This window comes from Cognatishimia sp. WU-CL00825 (genome assembly GCF_040364665.1).
Taxonomy (GTDB): Bacteria; Pseudomonadota; Alphaproteobacteria; order Rhodobacterales; family Rhodobacteraceae; genus Cognatishimia.
Genome location: NZ_BAABWX010000001.1, coordinates 765777 through 777365 on the forward strand (window position 1 = coordinate 765777; position 11589 = coordinate 777365).

General features: G+C 52.7%; 10 protein-coding genes. 4 read left to right on the plus strand and 6 right to left on the minus strand.

The features are described 5' to 3' along the window. Positions 1-30 precede the first annotated feature (30 nt). Positions 31-819, minus strand: a complete 789-nt coding sequence (locus tag ABXG94_RS03705) for a DUF4198 domain-containing protein (protein ID WP_353532385.1) — start codon at positions 817-819, stop codon at positions 31-33. Between ABXG94_RS03705 and ABXG94_RS03710 the strand changes: the two genes are divergently transcribed. Next, positions 818-1957, plus strand: coding sequence for a HupE/UreJ family protein (locus ABXG94_RS03710; RefSeq protein WP_353532387.1), 1140 nt, complete (start codon positions 818-820; stop codon positions 1955-1957). The genes ABXG94_RS03705 and ABXG94_RS03710 overlap by 2 nt on opposite strands. Positions 1958-1993: 36 nt before the next feature. Here the strand turns inward: ABXG94_RS03710 and ABXG94_RS03715 are convergent, their stop codons facing one another. Together ABXG94_RS03715 and ABXG94_RS03720 are read right to left on the minus strand one after the other, a co-directional pair. After that, positions 1994-2614 (minus strand): thiamine phosphate synthase, encoded by a 621-nt coding sequence (locus ABXG94_RS03715; protein ID WP_353532389.1) that lies wholly within the window; start codon positions 2612-2614, stop codon positions 1994-1996. A 55-nt stretch (positions 2615-2669) separates the two neighbouring features. Further along, positions 2670-2999 carry a TfoX/Sxy family protein gene (locus tag ABXG94_RS03720; protein WP_353532391.1) on the minus strand — a complete coding sequence of 110 codons (330 nt, stop codon included), beginning with the start codon at positions 2997-2999 and terminating at the stop codon, positions 2670-2672. A gap of 109 nt (positions 3000-3108) precedes the next feature. On the opposite strand from ABXG94_RS03720, the gene ABXG94_RS03725 reads away from it, so the two are divergent. From ABXG94_RS03725 to ABXG94_RS03735, 3 genes are all read left to right on the plus strand, one after another. Continuing rightward, positions 3109-3855, plus strand: coding sequence for an RNA methyltransferase (locus tag ABXG94_RS03725; protein ID WP_353532393.1), 747 nt, complete (start codon positions 3109-3111; stop codon positions 3853-3855). A gap of 123 nt (positions 3856-3978) precedes the next feature. Next, positions 3979-5121 carry a heme A synthase gene (gene ctaA / locus ABXG94_RS03730; RefSeq protein ID WP_353532395.1) on the plus strand — a complete coding sequence of 381 codons (1143 nt, stop codon included), beginning with the start codon at positions 3979-3981 and terminating at the stop codon, positions 5119-5121. Further along, a complete protein-coding gene (locus tag ABXG94_RS03735; protein ID WP_353532396.1) occupies positions 5121-6596 on the plus strand; it encodes a carboxypeptidase M32 in 1476 nt (491 codons plus the stop codon). The genes ctaA and ABXG94_RS03735 overlap by 1 nt, the downstream gene beginning before the upstream one ends. Before the next feature lie 54 nt (positions 6597-6650). Here ABXG94_RS03735 and ABXG94_RS03740 read toward each other — a convergent pair whose 3' ends face one another. The 3 genes from ABXG94_RS03740 to ABXG94_RS03750 all read right to left on the minus strand — a co-directional run bounded on the left by ABXG94_RS03740 (position 6651) and on the right by ABXG94_RS03750 (position 11486). Continuing rightward, on the minus strand, positions 6651-7421 hold the full coding sequence (locus ABXG94_RS03740) for a hypothetical protein (RefSeq protein ID WP_353532397.1): 771 nt from the start codon (positions 7419-7421) through the stop codon (positions 6651-6653). A gap of 172 nt (positions 7422-7593) precedes the next feature. Continuing rightward, positions 7594-10335, minus strand: a complete 2742-nt coding sequence (gyrA, locus tag ABXG94_RS03745; RefSeq protein ID WP_353532398.1) for a DNA gyrase subunit A — start codon at positions 10333-10335, stop codon at positions 7594-7596. Between the two features lie 209 nt (positions 10336-10544). Next, complete coding sequence (locus tag ABXG94_RS03750) at positions 10545-11486, minus strand: radical SAM protein (protein ID WP_353532400.1); 942 nt, start codon at positions 11484-11486, stop codon at positions 10545-10547. Positions 11487-11589 lie beyond the last annotated feature (103 nt).

The following is an 11589-nucleotide window of genomic DNA, read 5'->3' on the forward strand; positions in this document are numbered from 1 at the left end:
AAAGTGCGCCCAAGGCAAGGGAAAGCCGTGCTAGGGGCGCGCAAATGTGAGCGCTGCCCACAGGCTCTCCCAAGCGATGTCTTTTTCGACTTGAAGCGCCTCTGTTGGCCGGCGCAAAATCACGGAATCCAACAAATATTGATACCCGGATTGCAAGGGTATATTCACCAGCCCCTTTGCGTTGGTGCGCAGTTGCGTTACCAGAACCTCGCCGGACGAATTCTTTGAAAACACTTCAATTTGTGCGTTTGGATGCGGTGCGCTTTGATACCAGAGCTGCACCGGCAGCCCCTCTGGCAACGCATCGCTATAGGGGTTTGCCAGCGCGACAAATTCAAACTCAAGCCCACCAAAGGCATCACTGCCGTGCCCGTCGCCAACTGCGACTAAAGATTTCACAAAACGGGTATAGCCTTCGACCAGCGGATAGATCGGGGCTTCTAATGCGGCGGGATCCAGATCTTTATGGCTTATAAAAGCCTCAAATTTCTCTGCCTCACGATAGGTGATTGTGTCCATGGTTGTTTGATGCATCAGGCGCAGCAAGCCGGTGTCTTCAGGCTGATAAGACAGCGCTGGCAAATCCCCGGCGCGCCCGGTCATCACGTGGCGCTGATCCCCCATCAAAGCCAGCGACGTTGCAATCCGCCGGTCAAACCAAGACAAAGCACCACCTTGGAAATTCTGCCCATTTCGCAGATCCGCTATCACCGCTTCATTGGTTTCCACTTGATATTTCTGCGCATCAATCCAAAACTCATGGGCAAGCGCCGATTTGGCGACACTTAACGACAACAACAAAAAACAAAGCAGGCGCATGACATTTTCTCTTTTTAATTTGCCTTACAAGCTGGCTTTCGCAACATTAATGTCAATCTTCTTTTACCTGCAAGCCGCCTTGGCCCACGAGCTGGATCCAACGATTGCTGATATCGAAGTTAAGTCAGATCAGTTGCACATCACAATCCGCCTAAATGCCGAAGCCTTTTTAGCAGAGCTTGATTTGGACGCTGTCACCGACACCGATGCTTCCAACAAATCACAGCGCTATGATCAATTACAGGCATTGCCGGGTTCAGAGATCTCTCAGATGTTTACTGATAATGCCAGCCGGTTTTTCGCTGGTTTTTCGGTACAGTCTAGCGATGTTCTGATACCTTTGATGATCACCGGTATGGCAACCCCGGCGGACAGTATCGCTGACATCGCCCGGCAAAGCACTTTGCAAATCACCGGTTCGCTACCGCAGGATGCAAACGCATTTTCTGTTAGTTGGGCAAAGGGTTACGGTCCAATTGTGATCCGCCAACAAGGGGTCCAAGATCCCTTTACCGGCTTCTTAAATGGCGGAGAAACAACGCTCGCGATCACAATAAAGGGCGGTGGCGCGCAATCTGCGGGGGCGGCATTCCTGTCCTATGTGCCAGTGGGGTTTGACCATATTTTACCCAAGGGGCTGGATCATATCCTTTTTGTGCTTGGCCTGTTTTTCCTATCTTTGCGCATGGGGCCGTTGCTGTGGCAGGTGTCAGCCTTCACCTTGGCCCATACGGTGACCCTGGCGCTGGGTGCCTTGGGTCTGGTCGCCATCCCCGGCAGTATTGTCGAGCCGTTGATTGCGGCCTCTATTGCCTATGTTGGCCTGGAAAATGTGTTCTCCAAAGGACTTAGCCGCTGGCGCCCGATGGTGGTCTTTGGCTTTGGCCTGTTGCACGGGCTGGGCTTTGCCTCGGTTCTGGGCGACTTTGGCCTTCCGGCAGGCCAATTCATTCCAGCGTTGATTGGCTTTAATGTTGGGGTCGAGCTGGGCCAGTTGACCGTCATTGCCTTCGCGTTTTTGCTGCTTGGAGTCGGTTTTGGCCGAAAACCCTGGTACCGCAGCCGTATCGCCAACCCGTTGTCGATTGCGATATCTGCCGTCGGTACCTATTGGTTTTTTGAGCGCGTCTTCATGTGAGGTAAAATAAGATTACAATTCAACACCTTATTGGTGTTACTTAATAGATTGAATGAACTCTTGAAGCTTGGCAGCAGGATCGTCGCAGCGCCAGACTTCCTCGCCAATGCCAAAGAAATCGGTAACCGGGGCCAATTTGCGCACGATATCCACATCCAATGCGCCTTCTGCTACAACCGGCAGTTCAACAACCTGAGACCACCAGTCAAACAGTTCGTGATCTGCTACGGTTCCGTCGCCCAACGGCGTGGCCACAACCGGGCCAAAACTAACGTAATCGGCGCCACTTTCACCCGCCGTCAGCCCGTCATGCCGCGACGCCGCACAAAAACTGCCCACAATGGCATCATCACCCAAGTCTTTACGCACCTTGCGCACCGACCGGGCGCCATCGGTCAAATGCACCCCATCCAGCCCCAGCCGCTCTGCCAGCAAAACATGCTCGTTGATCACCAGCGCGATGTCGCGCGGATGGCATACCTCGCGCACCGCGTCAGCGGCGCGGCTCAGACGGTCTTCGTCTTTGGTCGCTAGGGCCAAACGCACACAGGCGATGTCCGTGCTGTCCAGAACTTTCGCCAATTCGCTTGGAAATCGGCTCAGTTCGATTTCTGGTGGTGTGATCAAATAGATTTGTGGGTGCTCGGTGTCGGCCATGGTGTTTTCCAGTCGTCGTCTTTGCGGCTGCTATAACCTGCTTTGATCGGCTTGGCTACTTTGGTGCAAGGGTTTGGATATAAGCTTTTGCCAAATCAAGCATTTTTTGCCGGCGGATGTCGTCTTCCATCAGCGCTTCGCTCACTTCGACAAACCCCGGCATGCGTCGCTTGGTAAAATCCATTTCACGCGCGCCTTCGATGCGCAGCGCGTCTTGTTCCAAGTCTTTGCCGACCCGGAACATGCCGCCGCCCTTATGCACACCACACAGCATATGACCGTTCAACATGAAACAAAGCCCGCCGAACATTTTCTTTTCCACCAGCGGCTGTTCTTCGATCAGATCGTCGCGCAACAACGCCACATGTCCTTCGTCATAAGCCATAGTAAGTGCTCCTTAGCGCCCAAGGGTCCATTTTCGTCCAGCAGAAACCGTCAGCGCTTGTTTTGCAAGGGGCGCTTGGGTAAGAGCAGGCGATCTATAGGAGAATAACATGCCCGTCGGAACACCCCAGCCAGCGATTGTTTTGGTTCGCCCCCAAATGGGTGAAAACATCGGAGGTGCCGCCCGGGCGATGTGGAATTTCGGGCTGGATCGTATGCGCATCGTTAATCCCCGCGACGGTTGGCCCAATCAGAAAGCGGTCGCCATGAGCTCAGGGGCAGGGCGACTGCTTGACGAAGCACAAATTTGCACCTCGGTGGCCGAGTCCTTGGCCGACTGCACCTATGTATTTGCCACCACCGCGCGGGCCCGCGATTTGACCAAACCGGTCATGACCCCGGAACACGCGATGAAGATCGCCCGAGAAAAAATTGCAGCTGGTGAAAAAGTCGCGGTGATGTTTGGCCCAGAACGATCGGGGCTGGAAAACGAAGACATCGCCCATGCCAATGCCATCATCAACGTGCCGGTCAATCCCGAATACGCGTCGCTGAACCTGGCACAATGTGTTTTGCTGACCTCTTATGAATGGATGCGTGGCTCCGTGGATGTGGCCCCCGAACGGGTCGAAATGGCCAAAACCAACTGGGCCACGCAATCCGAGGTGGAGGCTTTGGCGCATCATTACGAAGAGCGTCTGGATGAGGCCAGGTTTTTCTTTCCTGATCACAAGGCTGACAGCATGAAATTGAACCTGCGCAATATGTGGTCGCGCATGCCGTTAACGCGCGCAGATATTCAGACATTGCACGGAATGATGCGGCAAATGGTGCGCTGGAAAAACCGCGCCGAGTGAATCGTACGTTTCAGGCCGCCAAACGTACAAATTGTACAATTAAGCTAAGATAAACCCACCGTTCCCGCCTTGAAGCCACCCATGCCGCAGCCTAATCTGCGCGCAAACGGCAAGGAAAATATCATGAGCCAAAAGCGCAGCATTTTTGAAGAGGTCGCCGAGAAAAAGGCACCTGAAAAGCCGGTCACAGGGGCGATCGACAAGGCTCCAAAAGGTGCGCGCAAAGCCATTCGTGTTTGGTTGGTAATCTTGTTTGCGATGGTCATGGCGATGATTGTGGTTGGCGGGTTAACCCGTCTGACCGATAGCGGTTTGTCGATCACAGAATGGAAACCGGTCACCGGGGCGATGCCGCCAATGTCTGCGCCGGAATGGCAATCTGAATTCGAGAAATATCAAGAGATCCCGGAATATCAGTTGCAAAACAAAGGCATGAGCCTTGAAGAATTCAAGTTTATCTATTGGTGGGAATGGGGCCACCGCCAACTTGGCCGGATGATTGGCCTTGTCTGGGCCTTGGGTTTTCTGGGTTTTGCGGTCAGTCGCAAGATCCCAACAGGATGGGCGGGGCGCTTGTTCCTGATCGGGGCACTTGGCGGTTTGCAGGGGGCCATCGGCTGGTGGATGGTGTCCTCTGGCCTGTCTGGGGATCGTCTGGATGTTGCCTCTTATCGACTGGCCACTCATCTGGGCTTAGCCTTTGTTATCTTGGGCTTTATTGCCTGGTATATCTTTCTTTTGGGTCGACCTGAACGCGACCTCATGCAGGCGAGACGTGGCAAAGAAGCCAAACTTTTCTCGCTTTCCACCGGCCTTTTGCACGCGACCTTTATCCAAATCCTGCTTGGGGCGTTGGTGGCGGGCATTGATGCTGGGCGCAGTTTTACCGATTGGCCTTTGATGGCGGGCAGCTTTGTGCCGCAGGGCGCATTGGAACTGACGCCCTTGTGGACCAATTTCTTTGAAAACGCGGGCCTTGTACAGTTCATGCATCGGATTTGGGCCTATCTGCTGCTCATCTTTGCAATTGTCGTCTGGCGGCGTGGCCGTGCCTCTGCACATGGCAAAACCCGCTTTGCGTTCAACGCTTTGATGGCGGCTTTGCTCTTGCAGGTCGTTCTTGGTGTCATGACTGTGCTTTATATCGCGCCCTGGCAGTTGGCGATCACCCATCAGATCGTCGCAGTGCTTGTTTGGGTTTTGATGCTGCGCGCACGTTTTCTGGCGCATTACCCTTTATCCACTTCGATCCGGGAAACTAAATAATGAATGCATTCAAAGACTTGATGGCCTTTCAAAGCCAGACCGAAGCTTTGTCCCAAGTGGCCGGACGGCTTGGGTGGGATCAAGAAACGGTCATGCCCGTTGGGGCAGCGCAACAGCGTGGCGAAGAGATGGCCGCCATGGAAAATGTGCTGCACGCCCGTCGTATTGCACCCCAGGTAGCAGATTGGCTTGCTAAAATTGAGGACAGCACCTTGGATCTGGTCGGTCAGGCCCAAATGCGTCACATTCGCAAATCATTTGCGCGCACGCAAAAGGTGCCGGCTGATCTGGCGGCGGAAATCGCCAAGGTCACCAGTCAGGCGCAGGGCCAATGGGCGCAAGCCAGATCCGACAAAGACACCGGGGCTTTTGTGCCTGTTCTGGAAAATGTCGTGCGCCTGAAACGCGAAGAAGGTCAGGCTCTTGCCAGCAACGGCGATGTTTATGACGCGATGATTGACGACTATGAACCGGATATGACTGCCGCAGAATTGGCCGCCATGTTCGATGAAATGCGCCCGCGTCTGGTTAACCTGCGATCTGCGGCCCTAGAGGCCCCATCGCCACGTGCCCTGTTTGGCCATTACCCGGAAAAACTGCAATTGGCCCTGTCGCAAAAACTGGCTGATGCCTTTGGCTACGATGGCAAACACGGGCGGATCGACAAGGCGGTGCATCCGTTTAGTTCGGGGTCCGGCCAAGATGTACGCATCACCACACGCGTCAGCGAAGATGACCCATTTAATTGTTTTTATTCAACAATTCACGAAGTAGGACATGCGTGCTACGAGCAAAACATCGACAATGCTTACTTGCTCACCCCCTTGGGGCAAGGCGTTTCAATGGGCGTGCATGAAAGCCAAAGCCGGATTTATGAAAACCAAATTGGCCGTTCACAAGCCTTTACCGGCTGGTTATTTGAGCAAATGAAATCCAGCTTTGACGAGTTTGATGTGCCGGACGCAACGACGTTTTTTGGCACCGTGAACCGCGTCAACAAAGGCTATATCCGCACAGAAGCAGATGAGGTGCAGTACAATCTGCACGTCATGCTGCGGTTTGACCTAGAGCGGGCTCTGATGCGGGGGGATCTGAGTGTCAAAGATCTCGAAGCCGCCTGGAATGACCGTTTTGAGGCAGACTTTGGCTATGCCGTAGACAAGCCCAGCAATGGCGTTTTGCAAGATGTCCACTGGTCTGTGGGCCTGTTTGGCTATTTTCCGACTTATGCGCTTGGCAATGTCTATGCGGGCTGCCTGTATGACGCGCTGCGCCAAGATTGCCTAAATCTTGATGCGGAACTGTCGGTGGGCAATACTGTCGGTGCAACCAACTGGCTCAAAGCAAACCTGCAAACCCATGGCGGTTTGCGGTCCCCTCGCGAGACAATCGAATTTGCAAGTGGCATGGCCCCGTCTCCAAAGCCATTTCTTGGCTACCTTGAAGCGAAATTTGGCCAGATTTATCAGCTGTAGATCCGACGAGTGTTGGTCAGCAGGGCAGGCCAAAAGGCCTGCCTTGTCAAATGCTTACCAGGCATGGAATGCCGCAGTCCATCCGCGGCGATGATAAGGTACGCCGCCACCCAACTCTTTGCGCAGTTGAAATCCTATTTGTTCCTGCCCATTGACCGTGGCGGCCGTCAGATCCGCGTATAATCCGTTGTTCAATTCCGCTGATCCGCCAATATAAAACAGGGTTTCGTGAATCGGATCGATGATCCCGTGCACTCCGCCGATGATATAATAGCGCCCGCCAAAGGATGAACTTGGTCCAAACGACCCACTTGGTCCCGAAGAGCTGGCAGCAGATCCATCGCTTGAGACAGAGCTGACACCGCCATAATCACCAATCAGGAAAATGCCGTCAAAGCCCCATAAGGTATAATCAAAACCACCACCCACGGGTTCGAATTTGCCAATGTGGCCGTCTGCCTTAAAGCGGTTGTCCTCATAGGCAAGTTCTGCACCATAATACTGATAGTCATTCCCAAACCAGTCCTGCTGCCCATAATAGGCTCCGACTGACACCTCGGCTGAGACCTCATACGACAAATGCGCCCCAAGGCTTAGGCGCCGTTGACTGTCAAAGTCATACTCATGGGTCGTCAGGTCAAACTGAGCCCCAAAGGGTCCGCCAAAGTTCCAGAACATCTGTCCGTAAAGGTCATTTAGGTGGTTATGACTGTCGGTGTTCTTGTACAAACCAAAGCCACCGTTAAAGCCCATGCCTGTTTCGGCTGTCGCTGCGGTTGCCGTAAATCCTGCGGCGGTTATCATGAAAATACCGAATAGTTTCATATGGATATCCCCTTTATGCCAGCCAAATGATGCTTTGGTTGTTGTTATGCGTATGAGTTTTCATAACATAATAAGGGTCATTTTGAAACTGAGTCCGATTCGGACCAATTCAGATGTAGCAAAAGGGCCGCATAATCTGCGACCCTTTTCATAATCTGTGAAATTCAGGGGGCTATTCTTCGGCCGTTTCTTCGACAGCCTCTTCCTCGTTTTGCTCTGCAATCCAAGCCACCGAAACAACAACTTCGCGTTTGGCTGTGTCAAACACCCGAACACCACCGGCAGAGCGTGACCTGAACGAAATGCCATCAACCGGCACACGGATTGATTGGCCCTTGGATGTTGCCAGCATGATTTGATCAGCCATTTCAACAGGGAAAGAGGCCACCAAATCACCGCCGCGCATCGCTTTGTCCATTGCCGCAACACCCATGCCGCCACGTCCGCGCACCGGATAGTCATGCGAACTTGAAAGCTTGCCAGACCCGCCAGAGGTGATGGTCAAAATCAGCATCTCGGCCGCAGACATTTCCGCATAGCGCTCTGGGCTGATGGTTGCGTTGCTGTTTGCGTCTTCTTCACCGTTGGCTTCGTCATCCAAAGCGCCGGCCACAGCGCGGCGCATTTTCAGATAGGCCACGCGTTCATCAGAGCTGGCTTCAAAATGTCGGATCACTGACATTGAAACAACCCGATCTTCTCCAGACAGACGAATGCCACGCACGCCGGTGGAATCCCGGCCTTTGAACACACGCACATCGGTGGTTGGGAAACGGATGGCTCGACCAGAATCTGTCACCAACATGACGTCATCTTCTTCGGTTGCGATCCGCGCATTTACCAATTCCACATCTTCTGGCAGCTTCATGGCAATCTTGCCATTTCGCTTCACATTGGTGAAATCGCTCAGCGCATTGCGGCGAATGTCGCCAGCCGAAGTCGCAAAGACAATCTGCAGATCTTTCCATTCCTCTTCTTCACGGTCTACTGGCATGATGGCGGCAATCGACACACCCGTCGGAATGGGCAGAATATTAACAATTGCCTTGCCCTTGGCGGTACGGCCACCTAACGGCAAGCGCCATGTCTTCAACTTATAGGCCATGCCATCGGTTGTGAAAAACAGCAGCTGCGTATGCGTATTGGCCACAAACAATGTGGTCACCACGTCTTCTTCTTTGGTCTGCATGCCTGACAGACCTTTGCCGCCGCGTTTTTGCGCACGGAAATCAGCCAGTGCTGTGCGTTTGATATAACCGCCAGATGTGACCGTTACGACCATATCTTCGCGCTCGATCAAATCCTCATCTTCCATGTCGCCAGACCAGTCAACAATATCGGTACGACGGGGCACAGCAAACTTGTCTTTGACTTCTTGCAGCTCGGCAGAAATCATTCCCATAATACGTTCGCGCGACCCAAGGATCTCTAGGTATTCCTTGATCTTACCGGCCAGCTCTTCCAGCTCGTCGGTCACTTCTTTGACGCCAATTTGCGTCAGGCGTTGCAACCGCAACTCCAGAATTGCTCGCGTCTGGGTTTCAGACAGATTATAGGTTCCGTCGTCGTTCATTGTGTGGGTCGGATCGTCGATCAAGCGGATATAGGCCGCAATATCAGCCGCTGGCCAACGACGTTGCATCAGTTTTTGCCGCGCTTCAGCCGCATCCGCCGAGGACCGAATGGTTGCAACGACTTCATCTACATTTGAAACCGCAACCGCCAGACCACACAGGATATGGCTGCGTTCACGGGCCTTGCGCAGTTCAAAGGCCGTACGCCGTGCAACAACTTCTTCGCGGAAATCAACAAACGATGTCAAAAATGCCCGCAATGTCAGCTGTTCTGGGCGACCGCCATTCAGCGCCAGCATGTTACAGCCAAAATAGGTTTGCATTGGCGTAAAGCGGAACAGTTGGTTAAGCACGACTTCGGCCGTCGCATCGCGTTTCAATTCAACAACAACGCGCACGCCGTTACGATCTGATTCATCCTGCACATGCGCGACGCCTTCGACCTTTTTCTCGCGCACTTGTTCTGCGATTTTCTCGATCATCGCAGATTTGTTCACTTGATAAGGGATCTCGTCGATCACAATCGCATAGCGATCCTTGCGTATTTCTTCGACACGGGTTTTTGACCGGATAATGACGCTGCCACGGCCTTCAAGATAGGCTTTGCGCGCGCCAGAACGACCCAGCATAATGCCACCGGTCGGAAAATCAGGGCCTGGGATATACTCAATCAGCTCTTCAGACGTCAAATCCGGGTTTTCGATTAGCGCCAAAGTGGCTTCGCAGACCTCACCCAAATTGTGCGGCGGAATGTTTGTCGCCATCCCGACCGCAATGCCGCCAGCCCCATTGACCAGCATATTGGGAAAGCGCGATGGCAGAACTGTTGGTTCCTTGTCTTTGCCATCATAGTTGTCTTGGAAATCAACCGTGTCTTTTTCGATATCAGCCAAAACAAAGGCTGCCGGCTTGTCCATGCGCACTTCGGTATAACGCATCGCAGCTGGGTTATCGCCATCCATCGAGCCAAAGTTGCCTTGGCCATCCAGCAAGGGCAATGACATCGAAAAGTCCTGCGCCATACGGACCAAAGCATCATAGATCGCTCCATCGCCGTGCGGGTGATATTTACCCATCACATCGCCCACCGGACGCGCCGATTTTCGATAGGATTTATCGTGGGTATTTCCGGTCTCGTGCATCGCATATAAAATGCGGCGATGGACCGGTTTCAGGCCGTCCCGAAGATCGGGAATCGCGCGGCTCACGATCACGCTCATGGCGTAATCAAGATAAGAGGTGCGCATTTCCTCTTCGATTGTCACACTGGGGCCATGGTGCTCCATGCGTGTAACTGTTTTTTCTTCTTCGGAATCAGGTGTTTCTGGCGTTTCGCTCACGTATGGTGCTCGCTTTTTTTCGGCAGTCTATATCTTGTTGTAAGTTTTATAACAGAGGCAGGATATAGGGCGCAATGGCGCTTGTGGCGAAAGCCAAAACTAGTGCAGAAATCCGCGATTTCAGGTGGCTGAATTTGCTGAAATTGACCGGCTAAATCGCGGATGTATCAAACAGTTTGATCAAGTCGAATTGCAAGCTCTTTCTGCGGTTAGGCAGAACAGCTTGCCCCGCCCAAAACGCAGAATTTGGCGCAATGCGGATGATTGAGTTGAACGGGTTGCTCTGCCTCTTGCAGTGTGCTGCCCATATCGAACTCTTTTTCATAGGGCAGCAACGTGCAGGCGATCACAGATGGGCGATCTGCGCCCTTGTGCTTAACCACCATGCGGGAATTAGAGCACATAACTTGCGAAGGCGATTTATCCAGAATACCCCAGCAGGCGGTAGTGATTTCTGGCACTTCGATCTTCTCATCCATTTCTGGAAAAAGTACTGTTTCCCCAGGGTTTTGCGCATCAATATTAAAGTTATGCTTTCGATAGAGTTCCGCATACCCTTGGCGGGAAGCCACATCAGTGTCACCCCATACGGTGCGGCCCGCCACGGCCATTTTGATTTTGTTATCGCGCAGCCAAAGCATGCCAGCTAGGGTTTTTGCAAAACTGCCTGTGCCGCGCTCTTTATCGTGCAGCTCTTCAGACCAATGATCAACGGAAATGCGCAGCGTCAGCTTTTCGCCAAATCGCTTGTTAAGTTCTTGTAAACCTTGTTTAACTTTCTTGCGTTGCATCGGTAGCATCGCGTTGGTTAGGATCAAAACCTCATAGCCTCGCGCAAGCGCTCGGCGCGCCATTTCTATCATCTCCGGGTTCATGAAAGGCTCGCCGCCGGTAAAGGCAATTTCGCTGACATCCCAATTTCGATCGTCCAGCTGATCTAGGTAATCGCTTATTTCGTCGGCTGACATATATACTAAGGCATCATTGGTCGGAGAGCTGAGAATATAACAATTCTCGCATTCGATATTGCACAGGGTGCCAGTGTTAAACCACAGTGTTTGCGGGTTTTCCAAGCGAACGCTGGCGCGGTCTTCGCCCTTTGCTGTAAGATAAGGATCAACAAACTTGCCGATATTTGCGTGATCTTTCATGAGTAGGTCATTCCCTTGTTTCCTTTGTGGTATCGAAGATTTCAGCCAAGGGAAATATAATTGCGCTGACCTGACAGGGTTGTGAATGCTCTTGTTTGCGTGC